General features: G+C 69.6%; 37 protein-coding genes and 1 pseudogene. 22 read left to right on the top strand and 16 right to left on the bottom strand.

From position 1 onward, the window contains the following. The first annotated feature begins 1 nt into the window (after position 1). The 13 genes from Dfulv_RS16715 (at position 2) to Dfulv_RS16655 (ending at position 3,453) form a co-directional block, all read left to right on the top strand. Positions 2 to 244 carry a hypothetical protein gene (locus Dfulv_RS16715; protein WP_259864050.1) on the top strand — a complete coding sequence of 81 codons (243 nt, stop codon included), beginning with the start codon at positions 2 to 4 and terminating at the stop codon, positions 242 to 244. Positions 245 to 246: 2 nt separating this feature from the next. Continuing rightward, positions 247 to 456, top strand: a complete 210-nt coding sequence (locus Dfulv_RS16710) for a hypothetical protein (RefSeq protein ID WP_259864047.1) — start codon at positions 247 to 249, stop codon at positions 454 to 456. Further along, entirely contained in the window at positions 453 to 662 is a 210-nt protein-coding gene (locus Dfulv_RS16705) for a hypothetical protein (protein WP_259864045.1), read from the top strand. Before Dfulv_RS16710 ends, Dfulv_RS16705 begins: the two co-directional genes overlap by 4 nt. Before the next feature lie 9 nt (positions 663 to 671). Then, positions 672 to 914, top strand: coding sequence for a hypothetical protein (locus tag Dfulv_RS16700; protein ID WP_259864043.1), 243 nt, complete (start codon positions 672 to 674; stop codon positions 912 to 914). After that, a complete protein-coding gene (locus Dfulv_RS16695; RefSeq protein WP_259864041.1) occupies positions 911 to 1,135 on the top strand; it encodes a hypothetical protein in 225 nt (74 codons plus the stop codon). Before Dfulv_RS16700 ends, Dfulv_RS16695 begins: the two co-directional genes overlap by 4 nt. Further along, complete coding sequence (locus Dfulv_RS16690) at positions 1,132 to 1,470, top strand: hypothetical protein (RefSeq protein ID WP_259864039.1); 339 nt, start codon at positions 1,132 to 1,134, stop codon at positions 1,468 to 1,470. Before Dfulv_RS16695 ends, Dfulv_RS16690 begins: the two co-directional genes overlap by 4 nt. Continuing rightward, a complete protein-coding gene (locus tag Dfulv_RS16685; RefSeq protein WP_259864038.1) occupies positions 1,467 to 1,682 on the top strand; it encodes a hypothetical protein in 216 nt (71 codons plus the stop codon). The genes Dfulv_RS16690 and Dfulv_RS16685 overlap by 4 nt, the downstream gene beginning before the upstream one ends. Positions 1,683 to 1,721: 39 nt before the next feature. Further along, a complete protein-coding gene (locus tag Dfulv_RS16680; protein ID WP_259864036.1) occupies positions 1,722 to 1,925 on the top strand; it encodes a hypothetical protein in 204 nt (67 codons plus the stop codon). Continuing rightward, positions 1,922 to 2,191 (top strand): hypothetical protein, encoded by a 270-nt coding sequence (locus Dfulv_RS16675; RefSeq protein WP_259864035.1) that lies wholly within the window; start codon positions 1,922 to 1,924, stop codon positions 2,189 to 2,191. The genes Dfulv_RS16680 and Dfulv_RS16675 overlap by 4 nt, the downstream gene beginning before the upstream one ends. Beyond that, complete coding sequence (locus Dfulv_RS16670; protein WP_259864034.1) at positions 2,181 to 2,387, top strand: hypothetical protein; 207 nt, start codon at positions 2,181 to 2,183, stop codon at positions 2,385 to 2,387. Before Dfulv_RS16675 ends, Dfulv_RS16670 begins: the two co-directional genes overlap by 11 nt. Next, complete coding sequence (locus Dfulv_RS16665; RefSeq protein WP_259864033.1) at positions 2,374 to 2,556, top strand: hypothetical protein; 183 nt, start codon at positions 2,374 to 2,376, stop codon at positions 2,554 to 2,556. Before Dfulv_RS16670 ends, Dfulv_RS16665 begins: the two co-directional genes overlap by 14 nt. Then, the gene (locus Dfulv_RS16660; RefSeq protein ID WP_259864030.1) at positions 2,553 to 2,903 is read left to right on the top strand and encodes a helix-turn-helix domain-containing protein; all 351 of its coding nucleotides are present in this window, start codon (positions 2,553 to 2,555) and stop codon (positions 2,901 to 2,903) included. The genes Dfulv_RS16665 and Dfulv_RS16660 overlap by 4 nt, the downstream gene beginning before the upstream one ends. A 133-nt stretch (positions 2,904 to 3,036) precedes the next feature. Next, complete coding sequence (locus Dfulv_RS16655) at positions 3,037 to 3,453, top strand: hypothetical protein (protein ID WP_259864029.1); 417 nt, start codon at positions 3,037 to 3,039, stop codon at positions 3,451 to 3,453. A 46-nt stretch (positions 3,454 to 3,499) separates the two neighbouring features. Here Dfulv_RS16655 and Dfulv_RS16650 read toward each other — a convergent pair whose 3' ends face one another. Continuing rightward, positions 3,500 to 3,826, bottom strand: a complete 327-nt coding sequence (locus tag Dfulv_RS16650; protein ID WP_259864028.1) for a hypothetical protein — start codon at positions 3,824 to 3,826, stop codon at positions 3,500 to 3,502. After that, entirely contained in the window at positions 3,823 to 4,074 is a 252-nt protein-coding gene (locus Dfulv_RS16645) for a hypothetical protein (protein ID WP_259864027.1), read from the bottom strand. Before Dfulv_RS16645 ends, Dfulv_RS16650 begins: the two co-directional genes overlap by 4 nt. Before the next feature lie 117 nt (positions 4,075 to 4,191). On the opposite strand from Dfulv_RS16645, the gene Dfulv_RS16640 reads away from it, so the two are divergent. The 5 genes from Dfulv_RS16640 (at position 4,192) to Dfulv_RS16620 (ending at position 5,951) form a co-directional block, all read left to right on the top strand. Then, complete coding sequence (locus tag Dfulv_RS16640) at positions 4,192 to 4,797, top strand: hypothetical protein (protein WP_259864020.1); 606 nt, start codon at positions 4,192 to 4,194, stop codon at positions 4,795 to 4,797. A gap of 10 nt (positions 4,798 to 4,807) precedes the next feature. Next, positions 4,808 to 4,987, top strand: coding sequence for a hypothetical protein (locus tag Dfulv_RS16635; protein WP_259864018.1), 180 nt, complete (start codon positions 4,808 to 4,810; stop codon positions 4,985 to 4,987). Positions 4,988 to 5,035: 48 nt separating this feature from the next. Further along, positions 5,036 to 5,275, top strand: a complete 240-nt coding sequence (locus tag Dfulv_RS16630; protein ID WP_259864017.1) for a hypothetical protein — start codon at positions 5,036 to 5,038, stop codon at positions 5,273 to 5,275. A gap of 35 nt (positions 5,276 to 5,310) precedes the next feature. Further along, on the top strand, positions 5,311 to 5,658 hold the full coding sequence (locus Dfulv_RS16625; protein ID WP_259864015.1) for a response regulator: 348 nt from the start codon (positions 5,311 to 5,313) through the stop codon (positions 5,656 to 5,658). A gap of 92 nt (positions 5,659 to 5,750) precedes the next feature. Next, entirely contained in the window at positions 5,751 to 5,951 is a 201-nt protein-coding gene (locus tag Dfulv_RS16620; RefSeq protein ID WP_259864010.1) for a hypothetical protein, read from the top strand. Between the two features lie 26 nt (positions 5,952 to 5,977). Here Dfulv_RS16620 and Dfulv_RS16615 read toward each other — a convergent pair whose 3' ends face one another. From Dfulv_RS16615 to Dfulv_RS16570, 10 genes are all read right to left on the bottom strand, one after another. After that, a complete protein-coding gene (locus Dfulv_RS16615) occupies positions 5,978 to 6,115 on the bottom strand; it encodes a hypothetical protein (RefSeq protein ID WP_259864009.1) in 138 nt (45 codons plus the stop codon). A 133-nt stretch (positions 6,116 to 6,248) separates the two neighbouring features. Next, entirely contained in the window at positions 6,249 to 6,833 is a 585-nt protein-coding gene (locus tag Dfulv_RS16610; RefSeq protein ID WP_259864007.1) for a hypothetical protein, read from the bottom strand. Between the two features lie 25 nt (positions 6,834 to 6,858). Further along, positions 6,859 to 7,218 carry a hypothetical protein gene (locus Dfulv_RS16605; RefSeq protein WP_259864005.1) on the bottom strand — a complete coding sequence of 120 codons (360 nt, stop codon included), beginning with the start codon at positions 7,216 to 7,218 and terminating at the stop codon, positions 6,859 to 6,861. Then, on the bottom strand, positions 7,215 to 7,421 hold the full coding sequence (locus Dfulv_RS16600; RefSeq protein ID WP_259864003.1) for a hypothetical protein: 207 nt from the start codon (positions 7,419 to 7,421) through the stop codon (positions 7,215 to 7,217). The genes Dfulv_RS16605 and Dfulv_RS16600 overlap by 4 nt, the downstream gene beginning before the upstream one ends. Positions 7,422 to 7,492: 71 nt before the next feature. Further along, the gene (locus Dfulv_RS16595; RefSeq protein WP_259864002.1) at positions 7,493 to 7,708 is read right to left on the bottom strand and encodes a hypothetical protein; all 216 of its coding nucleotides are present in this window, start codon (positions 7,706 to 7,708) and stop codon (positions 7,493 to 7,495) included. Next, positions 7,705 to 7,875 carry a hypothetical protein gene (locus tag Dfulv_RS16590; RefSeq protein ID WP_259863999.1) on the bottom strand — a complete coding sequence of 57 codons (171 nt, stop codon included), beginning with the start codon at positions 7,873 to 7,875 and terminating at the stop codon, positions 7,705 to 7,707. The genes Dfulv_RS16595 and Dfulv_RS16590 overlap by 4 nt, the downstream gene beginning before the upstream one ends. Next, a complete protein-coding gene (locus tag Dfulv_RS16585) occupies positions 7,875 to 8,225 on the bottom strand; it encodes a hypothetical protein (RefSeq protein ID WP_259863996.1) in 351 nt (116 codons plus the stop codon). Before Dfulv_RS16585 ends, Dfulv_RS16590 begins: the two co-directional genes overlap by 1 nt. After that, the gene (locus tag Dfulv_RS16580) at positions 8,225 to 8,515 is read right to left on the bottom strand and encodes a DEAD/DEAH box helicase family protein (RefSeq protein WP_259863993.1); all 291 of its coding nucleotides are present in this window, start codon (positions 8,513 to 8,515) and stop codon (positions 8,225 to 8,227) included. The genes Dfulv_RS16585 and Dfulv_RS16580 overlap by 1 nt, the downstream gene beginning before the upstream one ends. Next, positions 8,515 to 8,751, bottom strand: coding sequence for a hypothetical protein (locus Dfulv_RS16575; RefSeq protein ID WP_259863991.1), 237 nt, complete (start codon positions 8,749 to 8,751; stop codon positions 8,515 to 8,517). Before Dfulv_RS16575 ends, Dfulv_RS16580 begins: the two co-directional genes overlap by 1 nt. A 9-nt stretch (positions 8,752 to 8,760) precedes the next feature. Then, positions 8,761 to 9,351: a DUF262 domain-containing protein gene (locus Dfulv_RS16570; RefSeq protein WP_259863989.1), complete on the bottom strand. Its 591-nt coding sequence runs from the start codon at positions 9,349 to 9,351 to the stop codon at positions 8,761 to 8,763. An 84-nt stretch (positions 9,352 to 9,435) separates the two neighbouring features. On the opposite strand from Dfulv_RS16570, the gene Dfulv_RS16565 reads away from it, so the two are divergent. Continuing rightward, positions 9,436 to 9,729: a hypothetical protein gene (locus Dfulv_RS16565; RefSeq protein ID WP_259863987.1), complete on the top strand. Its 294-nt coding sequence runs from the start codon at positions 9,436 to 9,438 to the stop codon at positions 9,727 to 9,729. Here Dfulv_RS16565 and Dfulv_RS16560 read toward each other — a convergent pair whose 3' ends face one another. Both Dfulv_RS16560 and Dfulv_RS16555 read right to left on the bottom strand, forming a co-directional pair. Further along, on the bottom strand, positions 9,730 to 10,032 hold the full coding sequence (locus Dfulv_RS16560; protein ID WP_259863984.1) for a hypothetical protein: 303 nt from the start codon (positions 10,030 to 10,032) through the stop codon (positions 9,730 to 9,732). It abuts the gene before it with no gap. Further along, entirely contained in the window at positions 10,029 to 10,313 is a 285-nt protein-coding gene (locus Dfulv_RS16555) for a hypothetical protein (protein WP_259863980.1), read from the bottom strand. The genes Dfulv_RS16560 and Dfulv_RS16555 overlap by 4 nt, the downstream gene beginning before the upstream one ends. Before the next feature lie 265 nt (positions 10,314 to 10,578). On the opposite strand from Dfulv_RS16555, the gene Dfulv_RS16550 reads away from it, so the two are divergent. The 3 genes from Dfulv_RS16550 (at position 10,579) to Dfulv_RS16540 (ending at position 11,624) form a co-directional block, all read left to right on the top strand. After that, positions 10,579 to 10,872, top strand: coding sequence for a GntR family transcriptional regulator (locus Dfulv_RS16550; protein WP_259863979.1), 294 nt, complete (start codon positions 10,579 to 10,581; stop codon positions 10,870 to 10,872). 168 nt (positions 10,873 to 11,040) lie between these two features. Then, a complete protein-coding gene (locus Dfulv_RS16545) occupies positions 11,041 to 11,484 on the top strand; it encodes a winged helix-turn-helix domain-containing protein (RefSeq protein WP_259863975.1) in 444 nt (147 codons plus the stop codon). Then, the gene (locus tag Dfulv_RS16540; protein WP_259863972.1) at positions 11,433 to 11,624 is read left to right on the top strand and encodes a DUF5703 family protein; all 192 of its coding nucleotides are present in this window, start codon (positions 11,433 to 11,435) and stop codon (positions 11,622 to 11,624) included. Before Dfulv_RS16545 ends, Dfulv_RS16540 begins: the two co-directional genes overlap by 52 nt. 412 nt (positions 11,625 to 12,036) lie before the next feature. Here Dfulv_RS16540 and Dfulv_RS16535 read toward each other — a convergent pair. Beyond that, positions 12,037 to 12,239: pseudogene (locus Dfulv_RS16535) on the bottom strand (transposase); the annotation flags it as partial. A 1,150-nt stretch (positions 12,240 to 13,389) separates the two neighbouring features. After that, a complete protein-coding gene (locus tag Dfulv_RS16530; protein WP_259863969.1) occupies positions 13,390 to 14,154 on the bottom strand; it encodes a hypothetical protein in 765 nt (254 codons plus the stop codon). Between the last annotated feature and the right edge of the window lie 11 nt (positions 14,155 to 14,165).

The following is a 14,165-nucleotide window of genomic DNA, read 5'->3' as shown; positions in this document are numbered from 1 at the left end:
CATGCCGAAGTGGACCTTCGACGTGAAGGTGACCGGCTCGATGACCGTCGCCATCCACGCCGACACCGAAGAGGAAGCCCGCGAGATCCTCGACAGCGGCGAGTACGAGCCGAGCGCTGAGCTGTGCGTCCAGTGCTCCGGCTACACGACAGAGGTGAACAAGTTCCCGGGCCGGTTCAGCCTCGACCTCGACGAGTTCGAGGTGCCCGACGACCTGGACCAGTTCACGCGCGAGGAGGACTGACTGTGTGCACCTGCTTCCCCCCCATCGGCGTCGTCTGCGCCGCGCACTGCAAGGGCGAGTACTGCCGTGACGGTGAACACGTCGACCTGTGTGCCGGCCCGACCCGCAACCGTGAGCTGGAGAGACTCCACCGCATGGGGGTGCCGATCACCGAACAGCTGATCGCCACGGTCCTCGGCGTCGAGCGGGCGTTCCGGGAGGTGTTCGCGTGAGCGGCGACATCCGCGTCCGCTGGTCCGCCGACCTCGGCGCACGCCAACTGTCCGGCGAAGTGACCATCCCCCGTATCGACTGGGACAGGAGCCGCCCCGCTGGACGCCGCCTGCTGGTCCGAGCCGAGGTCGGTGACGCCGTCATCCGCGCTCTCGGCGTCGACTGGACCGTCACCAACGCCCGCATCGACGACCCCAACCGCTGAGGAGCCCCCATGGCCGACTTCATCGACTACCTCACCAACCACGGCAGCACCAGCACGCTGTGGTGGCAGTTCCGTTTCCCGAACGGCCGTGAGGTCGGCGTGTATCCAGCGCACGTGACCGTGCACCCGTTCCGGTTCGACGTCGAGTTCGACGGCGACGACGAGCTGATCGTCGCGTCCGGCCTCACGACGGAGCAGGTGGAGGCGAAGCTCGCCGAAATCAAGGCGCTGCCGGTCGGGGTGCCAGCGTGATCACCTGGTGGCGGGGTCTCGACAACGACGTCAAGCAGGTCGTGTTCGTGGTCGGTTTGGTCCTCGCCGGGCTGTACCTGATGGCGATCGGGCTGTGGGTTGCGACCGGCTATCCTGCGGCGTTCATCGCCGTCGCCGTCATCTCCGGCGTGGCGTTCATCCTCGCCGGGTTGATGCGGCTCGCCGCGCATCTGTTCCCGACGGAGGAGGACACTCGATGACCACTGACGAACTGCGTGCCGAAGCGCTCGCCGGGCCGTGGCAGGCGGTCCTCGCCGACCGCTACGGCTACGCCTACCAGGACGTCACCGACGCCCGGAAGAACATCGCCGACCCCGACGACGAGGTCCGGATCACGATCGTCCGCGGCACCGCCCTGCCTAACAATCGGTCCGGGGACGAGCTGCGTCTGCCGGGCAGTTATCAGTCCGGCGACCAGATCTTCGAGATCGACGCTTACCTCGAAGACGAAGACCCGTCGATCGGTGCCGAGGTTCGGTTCGAGCAGGCGAAGGCGATGGCGGCCGGGCTGAACGCGGCGGCGGGTGCGCGGTGAGCACCGTCAAGGTCGAGGTCCACGAGGACACGGAGACGCTGCACACCAGCGTGTCCCGGGACTGCTCCGACGACTACTACGAGATTCCCGAGCATCTCGTCGTCGCCTACGAGACGACGAGGGCCGCACACGAAACCGCCGCGGACGCGATCGTCGCCTACATCGAGGCGAACGGGCTGGAACCCCGCTACGACGACGAGGAGAGCGACTGATGGACGAGGATCGGATCGTGGACTTCGACGACGACGGGTATGACCGTGGCTGAGTCGGGCCTGTCGTGGAGGGAGCAGGGCGTCGCCGACGAGTTCGCCGGTGCCGCCCTGAACCTCGCGTCGTGGTGCCGACGCCATCCGGACCGGGCCGAGGCGCTGCGGCTCGCGGCGGTTGCCGGGTTGGACGAGCAGGGCCGGGCACTGCTGGCGACACTGGCCGGGCAGATTACGGAGGGGCAGTGATCGACGACGTGGTCCGTGAATTGGCGCGACGCCACGACCGGTGGCTCGGCGCCCAGCTTGCCCGGCTCGCGGTCGGTGAGACGCTGTGCGTCCACGAACTGCCCGACGACGGCGGCCTGTACCGGGTGACGATCCGCGTCCAGGCTCACGTCCTGGCGGCCGGTGAGGGCTGCGACGATCCGGTGCGGCGGACCCAGTACGGGCCGATGACGGCGGAGATCCAGGCGCAGGTGGCGCGGGTAGCAGAGGGCGGCCGTGGCGAGTAACCCGAACGTTCAGTTCGAGCAGTGCGGCTGCCTGACGTTCGCGAATCTTGAAGGGCGCCGGATGGTCTGGCACGTCATCGACGCCTGCGACGAGCACGGGCCGGGCCATCCGGGCCACCTGATGCCATACCGGGTGATTGAGGCCGTCGCCGTGACTTACGAGTGGCCGGAGGAGATGCCTCATGTCGACCGTTGACCCGCGCCGTGCCGGTGACCTGCTGCCGCTCACCTGCGAGTGCCGATCGCCGACGCACGGTCGGGGCATCAGCCGCTGCACCGACCGGGATGTGGAGTGCGAGCTGCACAGGAGCAGCGATGGGCGGATCGTGCTGAAGGTCGTCGAGGACGAGAGGCGTCCAGCGTGACCGAGGAGCAGATCGACCGGTTCTACGCCGACGCCGGGCAGCGGATCAACCGTGCCCGGCGTGCGGTCGGCATGACGCAGGCGGGCCTCGCCGAGGTGTCCGGGCTGACCCGTTCGTCGGTGGCGAACGTCGAGGCGGGCCGGCAGCGGATACCGCTGCACGTGCTCGCGGCGATGGCGGGCGCGCTGCGGGTCGACCCGGGCGAGTTGTACTCCCCCGACCTGCTCGCCGCCGACACGGCCGGCGCGGTGGTAACGCTGGACCTGCCCGACGACGAGGCCGGCACCCGCCAGTTTGTGGAGGGGGCGCTGGCCACGCTGGGTATGACGGTGCGGTGGGCGGCATAGCCCGTTCGTCGGCCGCGTCTCATCCGTTCGTCGCCGTCGGTTACTTCCACGTATCCGACATGGGGTGGTCAGCCGGTCGCTGTGGGTTGCTCGGCCGATAGTCAGGCCCACGCCATCGCGGCAACGTGGAGGCATGAACGAATCCCCTGGTCAGACCGAGATCGCCTACCTTGTGTCCGGTGCGAGGCTCGACGACGAGTCGGTCGGGCCGCTGTTCGCCAGCTGCGCCGAAGCGCACGTCATCGCCCGGACCGCGATCGCCGGCGTGGGCGGCACGGTGCGGATTCTGCGGGACAGTGACCGCGGCTGGGTCGAGGTAGCCAGGTACACCGACACCGGCCGGTATCCGGCGCCGGACCGGTTCGGGTTCGGTCACTTCTTCGACAGTGACCCCGCCACGGCGCCTACCGGCCGGCGTGGTTCGCCGCGGGTTCGTGCAGCGGTCCGCCGGGTGTGGCTGCGTGTTCGGCCGCGAGCTCGGCGGCGGGCCGTACAAACGGGGCCGCCGGCGCAGAAAGCACAGACAGCGTCGCGGCGGCCCCGCTCATGAAAGCAGCGAAGCCCCGTCCCTCGCGGACGGGGCTCCTTCGCTTTGCTCAGCGGGTGGCCGGCTCGCGTTCGGTCTGGTCGACGGCGCCGAACGAGTCGAGCACCGCGCGGACCTCGTCGAGGGTGTGCAGGCCCGGGAGCGCGGCGAAGAAGTCGGGGATCTCCCGGAAGGCGGGCCATGCCTCGTCGTACATGCAGAGCCGCGCCGCGCCGTCCTTCTCGTAGACGATGAACTCCCAGCGCGCGCCGCCGCCCGTCGTGGCGGCGATGTTGATCTGGTTCGGCTCGCCGAGGCCAGTCCATGCGAGCGGAGCCCAGTGCGCCTCGTGCATGACCGTGTAGGCGAGGAACGTGTTGCCGGGCAGTGTTCTCATTGGCGTGTCCTCTCGGTGGTTGGTTCAGCCGCCCGCTTCCGCAGTTGTTTGACCCAGGTCGACGAGACGTCGAACCGTCGTCCGACGGCGGCGGCGTTGGCGTCCGGGTCTTCGAGGATGGCCTTGTCCCGGGCTGCGCGTGCTGCGGTCAGCGCCTCGCGGTCAGCGACCTCTTTGGCGATGCTCGCCTTGTGACGCTTCTCGGCCTGCTGGACGGCCTTGGCGGTGGGGTGGAGTTCTTCTGGCACTTGCTGAGTGTGCCGGACCAGCATCGGAACTACAAGCGGATCGGTTCCGCTCATACTTTCGGTCAATCCGATCGTAACTAGTAGCGAAACAGTTTGGCATTTAGTTACGATCGAAGCATGACGCAGACGATGACCGCCCCGATCACCATCCCCGCCGAGGGCCTGGTCCACACCGCGGGCGACGTCGAGCTGACCGTCCGCCCCCACCCCGTCGCCGGCTACCTCATCCAGGGCCGCCGCAACGGCGTCATCGCCCGCGACCTGTGCTCGCAGCACAACACCGAATGGGCCGCCCGCATCGCCTGGGCGAAGCTGCTGGAGCAGTACCCCGCCACCCCGGCGCCGGTCGACCCGGCCCCGGCCGCGCCCGCCATCCCCGCGCAGCGCCCCGCCCCCGCCCCGATCCCCGGCAACGCCACCGGCCACCTGCGCGTCTCCGACCCCTCCCACACCGTGCTGGCGCTCGCCGCAACCGACCCCGACGGCATCGTCCGCCAGGGCGGCGGCCTCGGCCACGCCACCCGCACCCAGCTTCGCTCGCTGGCCAAGAAGGGCTACCTGGAGCTGATCTACGAGAAGCGCACCGACGCCCGGAAGGTCCCCGAAGCCGGGCGCATCACCGCGAAGGGCCGCGCCCGGCTCGCCGAGCTCACCGCCGCCGACGCCCACAACGCGCGGATCGCCGCCGCGGTCGCCGGCACCCCCTACCCCACCGCAGCCTGAGGAGCCCCTGATGAGCTTCAGCCCGATGTTGAGGCACTTCCGTGCGGTTGACGTGCTCGTCGCAATCCGCGCGCAGGTAGCCGAGCAGTACCGCCCCGCACCCCGCGCGCCGCAGGCCGACCCGTGGTGGCAGGCCGACATGAACTACCTGACCGCGTGGGCCGGCGTCGTCGCGCAGATCCCCGCCTGAGCATCGACACCGTCACCAACCCGAACCCAACACCTGAAGGAGAGACCCATGAACCTGCCCGTGCTCAACAACAGCCCCGACCCGCAGGTCGCCGTCGCCATGGACGACCATGGCCGCGCCATCATCGCCCTCAACACGGCCGCCGCCGCCGCCCTCGACTCCTACCTGTGCAACCTGCCCCTCGCCCACGACATGGAGGAGGACGGCATCCCCGACGACCAGATCAACACGATGACGAGCCTCGCCCACGCCATCGGCCGGATCGTCCGACCCTGGGCATATCGGTAGCCATCGCCCTCGTCGCAGCCTGAAGGAGGCACCCCATGACCATCTACGACACCCTGACCGGCCCCGTGTCCGCCGAGCTGCACCAGCGCGGCATCACCCTCGTCATCTCCGCCAACGGCCAGACCCGCGGCGACGCCTGGTGCGACGCCGTCGCTCAGCACGGCGACCGGGTCGCCAGCATCCATCTCACCGACGGCCGGTGGGTCGACGGCCGCCCCCGCTACTACGACGACCGCGGCTACTACGACGCGACCGTGCTGCGCGTCTCCTACCCGTGGGACGACGTCGAGACCGGGACGCTCATCCGTGACGTGCTCGTCAAGCACGGCCTCACCGTCGAATGGGAAGGCGACGGCGCGCACGCGATCGTCATCAAGCTCTGACGTTCCAGCATTTTCCAGTCTGTGGATAACTACAGCCGTGTCATTCGCCCGCCGAGCCCCACGAGGGCCGGCGGGCGTTCTACGTTCCAGGGATGACGTGGGCGGATGAGATGGCCACCGCGGACGGCCGTTGGCGAGTGCGGGTCGGCGGTGTCGGTGCCGTGCGGTGGTACCGGCTCGAAGGCGACGGCGTGCGACGCGACCTGCCCAGCCTGGCCGCGCTCGCCACAGCAGCCGACGAGCACGGCGTCGACATCGGCGAACTGCGCGAGGTGGAGGCGGCGGCACCGTAGCGCCGCCGCCAGCAACAGGAGACGTGCTACAGCGCCCCGGTGAGCGCCATGCCAATCACGGCGACCGTCGCCACGACAATGATGGCGCACAGTCGGGCGGTGCGGTGCCAGCAGCCCAACGCGTGGCGGATCAGCGCGACGATGGACTTGAGGAACTGATACATGATCTTCCTTTCGACAGGGGACCCGATAGGGACTCGTGCGGTGCGACCGGACGCCTTATGGCGTTGCTGTCGGTACAGCGGTCACGACCACTCCGTTCCGGGTCAGCCACTCCCTCGTCGAAGGCGGCGAACGTCAGGTGTCGAATAGCGACGACTGTTCGCTTTGTGGTTTCGCGATAGACGTGATACGCGGGCACCCGATGCCGCATACCACCTGCGCCGCCGGGTCGATGTGCACCACGGGCACTCCCCGGTCACGGGCCTTCCTCACCGCCGAATACGTGCCGCCGGCGCGCTTCCGGGCATCCCAGCAGGCGAAGATCCCGTCGGCCTTCAACAGCTCGTCGTTGCGGCCGTGCAGCAGCGCGACCGCCTGCTGCTTCGACGTGGGGTTCGGCCCGCACACGATCTCCGATGCCGCCGCGGCCCGCAGTCGCCGCCACTCGGCGATGTCGCGGGGGTCGCGCCACACGTCGGGCTGCGACTCGAACGGGATGACCGCGCGCAGCGGCATGCCGAGGTCGACGGCGGCGGCGGCCAGCGCAAGGTCGAACCCCAGCGCCATCCCCGACCAGACCTCCTCGGTGCCGTGCTCGTCGCGGAGCCACAGCAGCCCGGCCCGGCACTTCGCCCGCACCCACGGCATCTGGGCCGGCGTGATTCCGTCCGGGTTGGTGCGGGTCGCCGGGCGGTGACCCGTCCCGGCGACCGTGCGCATCACGGCGCCGCGGCCCGGCCGACGCTCACGACGCCCACCCGAGCCGGGCGACCTGCTCGTCCTGGAGGCGCTTCCAGTCGTCCGGCTCCGGGAAGATGCCGTCCCGGTCGTCGTAGTACAGGTTCCGGTCGTTGAACTCGATGCCGAGTCGTTCCGCGTCGGCGACGATCACGTCGATGGCCGCGGTGAGCGCCGCCGCCTGCTGGCCGTCCTTCACCATGTAGCGGGTGTGCAGCTTCCCCTCAGTGGAGATCCGCCCGGTGTCGGGGTCGTCGTCGGCGAACCCGTCGTCGAGGAAGTCGATGCCAGCGGCCCATGCCTTTCGGTGGCTGTCGTAGCTGACGATGACTCCGGCGGTCCAGTAGCGACCAGTGGAAGAGATCACCGCGCCCCCTTGAAGTCGATGTTGTGGTCGGTGAGGCTGACGCACACCAGCGCCCCGTCCTCCGGCCCGGCCAGGTAGGCGACGCCACGCTCGACGGCGCCGTCGATGTCGACGAACTCGTACGTGCCGGCCGGCAGCCTGAAGCCGCGGCCGGTGTGGTGGATGGCGGTCGTCTCGGCGGTCACGGTCGCGGTCTTTGTCATGCGGTTCCTCTCGTCGTGAACTGAACGGCCACTGCCGGCGTCCGGACATGCCGGGCGCCGCCGTGTCCCGTTCAGGCCGCGACAGGCTGTGCTGCCCGGACCAGCTGGTACAGGTGACTGTCTGCGATCGTGGCGTCCCAGTGGTCGCCGTGGGCGCGGCGCAGGTGGTCGCCGCAGCAGCGGCCCGGGTATTCGGTCAGTGAGTCGATGCGGTGGATGGTGACGCCGTCCACAGGGTCAACGATCGAGTCTCCGACGTGCAGGGTGGCGCCCTCGACGCGGGTCACTGTTGCTCCTCGCGGACGTTCACAACCACGCGGCGGCCGTCGGCGGCGGTCAGGGTCAGGTCGACGTCGAGCCGGTCCGTGGCGACACGGGACACGACCGCGTCGGCGCCCTCCGCGAGCAGTGCGCCGAGGATGACCTCGACGATCGGGTGCGGGTGGCGGGCCATCAGGCACCATCCCCGACGCGCAGGATGGTGGCCTGGTCGGAGCGGAGCAGCTCGTCGACGTGCGCGTCCGTGATCGGGCCCGTGCGGTGCGACGCCGCCCACGGGTACGGCGACTCGGCCGACGACTCCTCCTTGAAGAACGCCCCGCCGGCCGTCGCAACCACCGAGCCATGGGGCAGCAACGCCGCCGGCGGCCGGTCCATGGCCCAGTCGACAGCCGCAAGCGCGGTCGGCAGGTCGCAGCCGGTCTCCGCCCGGACGACCTTCGTCGCCAGCAGCCGGGCGCCGGGCTCGGAGCGGTCGATCTCGCCGAGTGCCTTCAGCGCGTGTGCCTGGTGGTCGGTGGTCATCACGACACCGGCTCGGCGTTGAACCGGACCAGCGGCGTCCGCTCGCCTTGTAGCCCGTTGGCGACGTCGTTCACGAAGTCGGTGCCGGCCGTGAAACGCCAGCCGATCGTGGCGAGCGCCTCGGCCATGCGGTGCCGCCACACGACGCTGCCCGACATCGGACCGTTCTCGGCGGTGGCCTGCACGCGGGCGTTGACCAGACCCTTGACCGGGTCGAGGACGACGACCTTGCTGCCCGGGTACAGGCGGTGGTGCTCGTTGGTGGTCACGAAGGCGTTGAAGGTGGCCATCAGGACTCCTGTCCTGCCAGCCAGGCGCGGCCGGCGTCGGTGAGCTCGTAGGTGCGGATGCGGTCCCGCTCGCCGCGCTCGATCAGCTTCTCGGCGAGGGCCAGGTCGCGGCTCGGGACGTTCTCGGAGATCCGGTCGAAGTAGAGGCGGGTTACCCAGCCGCCCATCGCGGCGACGTGCCGCAGGTGGCGGGCCAGGTTCTCGCGGGTCCGGCGGTCGACGGTGGACAGGTCCATGGGGGCTCCTCAGGGATTGGCGATGCGGTGGGCGTTGTCCATGTCGGCGTCGGTCTGCGGGGTTCCACCGCCGTTGAGGAGCAGGTACACCTGCGCCTCGGCGCGCACGTCCGCGAACTCACCCATGCCGACAGGGATGATCGTTCTGTCCGTACTGCGGGCCTGGCCCCGATCGGTGAGGCCGGTGTAGCGGACGTACAGGCCGTCCGCGGTGCCCTCGGTGACGACAAGGCAGTCGGCCGGGAACCAGCTCGCCGGGACCGCAAACTCGCCACGCATCCACATGACCGCGGTGGTGAGCCGCTGCTTGCCGTCGATGACCGCCCAGATCCCGACATCTGTCCGGCTGATGTCGAAGGTGTCCAGGTCGGTCCAGATTTCACTGCTGCGGTCGTTGATCGTGATCGACGGGACGGTGGCGCCGGTCAGCCACGAGTAGACGAGCGCGACCCGCTGGTCGTCGATCCAGACATCGCCACGCTGGTACGGCGGATTGAGGTCGATACGGCCTGCCTCGACGTACTGCACGAGGGAGGTGAGCGGCATAGACGACGCGTTGATCGGAAGGCGTTTCAGCGGCTCCGGCGTCTGGCGAGTCATGCCATAAACGTACCCCCATGGGGGGCGTAAAAGCAAGGCACTCTGGCTACCCCCATGGGGGAACCTTTGTGTACGATCTCGACCATGACGCGACGGGTGCCGTTCACCGACCTAGCCAGCCTCAAGGCATGGCTCGGCGAGCTGCGCCCCGCCGACCGGATCCACACCGCCCGCCTCATCGCAGACACCAAAACCCGCGGCGAGCTGGTCCAACTCGCCAACGCCGAGATCTACGAGCACAGCCGCGACCACACGACACCCGAGACCGCCACGCACTTCGGCATCACCGACCGGGCCGCCCGCCGTGCCATCAGCGAACACCGCAAGGCCACCGGCGCCGAAGGAAAGCCGCCCGGTCGGCGCAAGGCCGCCGAGTAGCTACGCCGCGCGGGCCATCCGGCCGGCGTACCGCGTCGCCTCGACGATCGTTCGCGCCACCAGTTCCGCAGCCGCCGGCGGCCACTCCTGCCTGCCGCGCCACCCGACCGCGCCGACCGTCACCACACCAGACGCATACTGGCGTAGCAGCACCGACGCGATCTTCCGGCCCTCGTCGTCCGTGACCACGAACTCCCGCTGATGGCAGCCGCCGACGCCGATCGTCTCGAGCGAGCACAACTCCGCCTGGCACCACGGCGGGTGCTCCAGCTCGGCGCGGCCACGAACCCGCGGCGCCGTCACGACCCGGGCTCCGTCTGCATCCCGGACAGTCCCGCCCGGCCCAGCAGGTCGCCGATCGCCAACCCGAGGCTCCGGGCCTCCAGCGGCGGCAGCACCACCCGGTCGTCACCGCGGCGCAACTCCACCCACGGCCGGTCAGCGTCAGGGGCTTGGGCCAGGCGCAGCACCGTCGCACCCACCACCTCCGGCGACGACCAGTGCGCGCCGACCTGGTGGCCGTACAGCGGCGGGCGGTCCGCGGTGCAGGCGGTGCCGACGCACCACTCCGGATGATCAGACACGGCACCTCCAGAGGACGGCGCGGCGGTCTGGTGGAGGTGCGGGACCGCCACGTTCGGGGTTCGGGCGGCAGGACGCCGAAGCGTCCCGCCGCTGCCGCCCGCCGATCCTGGTGCTGACGCAGGGAGAGCGGGTGCAGCCCCACCGTACCTGGTGAAACGGACCTGGTGAACAGGTCTGCTGCGACACGCGGGATGGTCTGCCCTGCGTTGAGCGACCCGCCGGAACGTGGTCCGATATCTCCTGCTGACGCAGGGAGAACTCAACATGGCAAGCGATCAAGACGCGTCGTATCGGCGCGTCCTAGACGGCGTGCTCGCCGACATACGAACCGGCCGATATCCGCCCGGAGGCCGACTGCCGTCCGGGTCCGCACTCGGCGAGCAGTACCGGGTTGACCGCTCGGCGGCCGCGCGGGCCGTGTTCTTGTTGCGCTGGATCGGGCTGGTGACCGGGCCGGCCGGCGGGATCGCACGGGTGGCTGCGGAGCCGCACCGCAGTGCGGCGTTGCGTCTGGTCGACGAGGCGGACCGGCTACGTGAAGCGCAGGACGCTGGGTGACCGGCGAACGGTTGACCCGGACGGCGCGGCATGCGTCACCTTGAGTCGAGTCGAATGGCGCGTTCAGCGATTCGTCACATGACGACGGTGGACACTTCATACCCGCCACCGCGGATGATCAAATAGACGCGCCCAGGGTGCCCAGTTGCTGCCGAAAGATGAGCATGCATGCCCAAACGTGAAACTTATACGGATCAGATTGTGCGCGAGATCGTGGAAGGTATCGCATCGGGACGGCTCGCCCCAGGCGACGCACTGCCGTCGCAACGCGAGCTATGCAAGTGCTACGGGGTGTCGCGGTCGACGGTGCAGCGGGCGTTGCGCCTGCTGCACGAACGGGACCTCGTCGAGAGCCACCAGGGCGTCGCCGTGTACGTGCGCAAGGGGGGAACCGGCTCGACTGTTGGCCCGGTCGGCGATACGGCAGTACGGTGCGATCACGCGGCTTCAGACAGTGGGTGCCCCCAATGTGCCCCCGCTACGCTCTGGAGTCACCTGCCAGGGTTCCACAATATGCCCGGTGAGCTGCTGCTATATGGGTTTGGGGTGAGGTTCCCAAGATGGACTACGAATACGTGCCGTTGCGGTTGCCGTCGAATGTCGATCGGATGACCGCCAACGCGCAGTTGACGATCCAGGCGGAGTTCGGCGGCTGGGAGCTCGCCCGCGTCCGCCTCTACCCCGACGGCACCCGCCAGGTGATGCTCCGCCGCAGGGTCACCAACGACACCCTGCCCGGTCTGAGCACCTGACGCTCCGACTCCACGCTCGCGCCGGCACCGCGATATTCCGGTGACGGTGAGTGATCCCTGCGCCGGCAGGCGGCCTCCCCTTGATGATCGAGGGAAAGATCTGGTCGCCGGGGCGACCGGATGTTTCCCACGATCATGAACCTCTCCGCCGCCGCACGGCCGCCTCGCAGGCTCCCGGCCCACGGCCGTAGCCGCATGCTCCCGGCCCACGGCTGTGGCCGCACGACGAAGGTCAGGGTGGTGCATGCCCTTCGGGTCCTGCGCCCGGACTGCCCTGATTGCTAGCGTGACCGACGTCGGATCGACGATCGGGGCACATCTTGCGGCAGCACAGCAGTCGGCGCCGGGCCTTGGTGGTCGCGGTGACCATGGCGTCGGCCCTCCTGGCCACCCAGGGCCCGGCGTTCGCCGAGACGGTCGGCCAGGGCCCGTAATACTCCGGCACGTCCCGCCAGGCGCGCCCACCCGCACCCGCCACCGGATCCCGTCGATGAGCTGCCGTTTACTCCACTTCGGCGGCCGACCTGGCTTCGCACCGCGGGGCAGCAGCGGCTCCAGCTTCGCCCACTGCCCGTCGGTCAGGTCGAACCGCCTCGTCACCACCACGCTGGCCACGAGGTCTCCGGTATTCAGGTCCTTTTGGTCGAAGAACCATCTACCGGAGACCTCGCCATCTATCGACCACCGACACGGTCTCGTCTCCGGTGGTCAACATCGGCGATGCCACCACGGAAGACCACTGGGCGTCTGCGAATCGTGATGGGTACGCCTCAGCAGCACCTCGTCCAGGTCGTTGACAACCGCCCGCAACTCTCGTGCGGCATGCTGGGGCAGCATGGCGACGACCTCTTCCAGTCGCTCTCGCGCCCAGTATTCACCACAGCACGAACATGTAAATTCGGCTTCCCACGGCCGCCAGCGACGCCGACCGCCACGCACATGGACACGCCACACGCCGACGGCCACCGACACTACACCCGGTAACCACCGCCGCCGCCTCTCCAACACACGGATAGCCGCGTTAGCTGGACCGGACAGGCCCGGAACGTCCCGATAACAAATCCACGAGCTTCGGGTGGCAGGCACGCCACGGCGAAGCGATCCGGGCCGCCTACGAGGCACAGCCCCTTCTGCGGAAAGTCACGCCTGACATTCTCCTACAGACCGTTCGCAAACGCTCAGCTGCGCGCCAAGGCGAGGCGCTTCGGAGTTACGACGCCGCCCTTCTGAAAACACGGCCTAGGTTCTCGCCGGCACAGCCCGACGCACTTGCCGGGCACAACCCAAGGCAGTCACCGCCCGCGTTCCGCGCCCCTCAAGGATGACCTTGGTCGAAATCCGTGCCCAGAACCACGGAAGCCCACCAAGGTCAGCTCGGTGGCGGCCCTCGGCGGCACCCCGGGGCTCCCCATCGGACGCGACGCAAAGCCGGCCACCGAACGCGGCTCCCAGACCACCTGCCGGGCACCGCCGGAACCGCGGAGCGGGCCGGCACCCGGCAGCACCAAGACCACCACGAGCGGGCCGGCGCCCGGCACCACCCGAACCACCGCGAGCGGGCCTGGCCTGGCCGCAGTCCTCGTCCAACGCATCCACGACCACGACCGCACGGACAAACCACCCAGATCCGGCACCCAAGGACCGGCATCACCCACAACAGACCGGCGCGCCCGGGCCGAGCGCCTCGGCGGCTCGGTCCGGACGCGCCGGGTCGTAGTAGGTCACAGCGCCGGTGGAGTGCGGCCCGCCGGTGCCGGTGAACGGGTCAGCGGCGGTCGGCGGCCTCACCCACGCCGGAGCTCTCACCCGGCGCCTCGGACAGGTCGGCGTCGACCCCCTCGCCCTCCTCGTCCTCGTCGAGTTCCTCGTCGAGTTCCTCGTCGAGTTCCTCGTCCAGGTCGGCATAGGCGTGCTCGTCGAGCCGGTCGACGACCCGCTCGCCGTCGTTGAGGGCGAACGGCCCGGTGCCGTCGGTGTCCTCGAACGCCTCCGGGTCGAGCGGGGACTCGACCTCGGCGACGATCACCACGCCGTCGAGGGACTCGAGCTCGGGGATGTCGAGGGCGCCGAGGGAGCCGTCGCCGGCCTGCATGAGCTCCAGGACAGCCTCGCCGACCGTCTCGACCGCGGACGCGTCGCCGTCACCGGGGTTGGCGCGGCGGGCGGCGTCGGCGAGCCGGAGCAGCGCGGCGACGCTGGGGACCCGGTAGTCGCGGCGCTGGCGGACCGAGATGATCCGCGGGTGCGGGTCCTCGGCCTCGGTGCCGTCGACGCCGCCGATGCCGACGCCGAACTGCCGGTCGGCCTCGTCAGGGTCGATCGCCTCGACGTCCCACGGGGTGACCTCGCCGAAGGCGTCGAGCAGCAACTCGTCGTAGCTGTTGGAGGCGTTGTTGAGCTCCACATAGGCGCGCCACACCTCGTCGTCGTCGGCCCGCCCGTCGGCGGCCTTGACCGCGGCAAGATGGTCGCGGGCCGCCGAGATCACGCGCTCGAGCGCGGCGTCGAGCTCCGCGTGCCGGTCGGTCATGATGAGACTCC

The organism is Dactylosporangium fulvum, from assembly GCF_025137375.1.
GTDB classification, from domain to species: domain Bacteria; phylum Actinomycetota; class Actinomycetes; order Mycobacteriales; family Micromonosporaceae; genus Dactylosporangium; species Dactylosporangium fulvum.
Note: the sequence above shows the minus strand (reverse complement) of the source record. Positions and strands in the feature narration are given on the sequence as shown.

Coding starts and splice junctions, on each gene's coding strand:
- Dfulv_RS16565 (WP_259863987.1), top strand. CDS start 9,436: ATGACGCGACGGGTGCCGTTCACCGACCTAGCCAGCCTCAAGGCATGG.
- Dfulv_RS16650 (WP_259864028.1), bottom strand. CDS start 3,826: ATGAGAACACTGCCCGGCAACACGTTCCTCGCCTACACGGTCATGCAC.
- Dfulv_RS16630 (WP_259864017.1), top strand. CDS start 5,036: ATGAACCTGCCCGTGCTCAACAACAGCCCCGACCCGCAGGTCGCCGTC.
- Dfulv_RS16590 (WP_259863999.1), bottom strand. CDS start 7,875: ATGGCCCGCCACCCGCACCCGATCGTCGAGGTCATCCTCGGCGCACTG.
- Dfulv_RS16620 (WP_259864010.1), top strand. CDS start 5,751: ATGACGTGGGCGGATGAGATGGCCACCGCGGACGGCCGTTGGCGAGTG.
- Dfulv_RS16615 (WP_259864009.1), bottom strand. CDS start 6,115: ATGTATCAGTTCCTCAAGTCCATCGTCGCGCTGATCCGCCACGCGTTG.
- Dfulv_RS16680 (WP_259864036.1), top strand. CDS start 1,722: ATGACCGTGGCTGAGTCGGGCCTGTCGTGGAGGGAGCAGGGCGTCGCC.
- Dfulv_RS16635 (WP_259864018.1), top strand. CDS start 4,808: ATGAGCTTCAGCCCGATGTTGAGGCACTTCCGTGCGGTTGACGTGCTC.
- Dfulv_RS16625 (WP_259864015.1), top strand. CDS start 5,311: ATGACCATCTACGACACCCTGACCGGCCCCGTGTCCGCCGAGCTGCAC.
- Dfulv_RS16575 (WP_259863991.1), bottom strand. CDS start 8,751: ATGGACCTGTCCACCGTCGACCGCCGGACCCGCGAGAACCTGGCCCGC.
- Dfulv_RS16570 (WP_259863989.1), bottom strand. CDS start 9,351: ATGACTCGCCAGACGCCGGAGCCGCTGAAACGCCTTCCGATCAACGCG.
- Dfulv_RS16580 (WP_259863993.1), bottom strand. CDS start 8,515: ATGGCCACCTTCAACGCCTTCGTGACCACCAACGAGCACCACCGCCTG.
- Dfulv_RS16690 (WP_259864039.1), top strand. CDS start 1,132: ATGACCACTGACGAACTGCGTGCCGAAGCGCTCGCCGGGCCGTGGCAG.
- Dfulv_RS16550 (WP_259863979.1), top strand. CDS start 10,579: ATGGCAAGCGATCAAGACGCGTCGTATCGGCGCGTCCTAGACGGCGTG.
- Dfulv_RS16655 (WP_259864029.1), top strand. CDS start 3,037: ATGAACGAATCCCCTGGTCAGACCGAGATCGCCTACCTTGTGTCCGGT.
- Dfulv_RS16540 (WP_259863972.1), top strand. CDS start 11,433: ATGGACTACGAATACGTGCCGTTGCGGTTGCCGTCGAATGTCGATCGG.
- Dfulv_RS16610 (WP_259864007.1), bottom strand. CDS start 6,833: ATGCGCACGGTCGCCGGGACGGGTCACCGCCCGGCGACCCGCACCAAC.
- Dfulv_RS16700 (WP_259864043.1), top strand. CDS start 672: ATGGCCGACTTCATCGACTACCTCACCAACCACGGCAGCACCAGCACG.
- Dfulv_RS16600 (WP_259864003.1), bottom strand. CDS start 7,421: ATGACAAAGACCGCGACCGTGACCGCCGAGACGACCGCCATCCACCAC.
- Dfulv_RS16530 (WP_259863969.1), bottom strand. CDS start 14,154: ATGACCGACCGGCACGCGGAGCTCGACGCCGCGCTCGAGCGCGTGATC.
- Dfulv_RS16665 (WP_259864033.1), top strand. CDS start 2,374: ATGTCGACCGTTGACCCGCGCCGTGCCGGTGACCTGCTGCCGCTCACC.
- Dfulv_RS16585 (WP_259863996.1), bottom strand. CDS start 8,225: ATGACCACCGACCACCAGGCACACGCGCTGAAGGCACTCGGCGAGATC.
- Dfulv_RS16545 (WP_259863975.1), top strand. CDS start 11,041: ATGCCCAAACGTGAAACTTATACGGATCAGATTGTGCGCGAGATCGTG.
- Dfulv_RS16715 (WP_259864050.1), top strand. CDS start 2: ATGCCGAAGTGGACCTTCGACGTGAAGGTGACCGGCTCGATGACCGTC.
- Dfulv_RS16640 (WP_259864020.1), top strand. CDS start 4,192: ATGACGCAGACGATGACCGCCCCGATCACCATCCCCGCCGAGGGCCTG.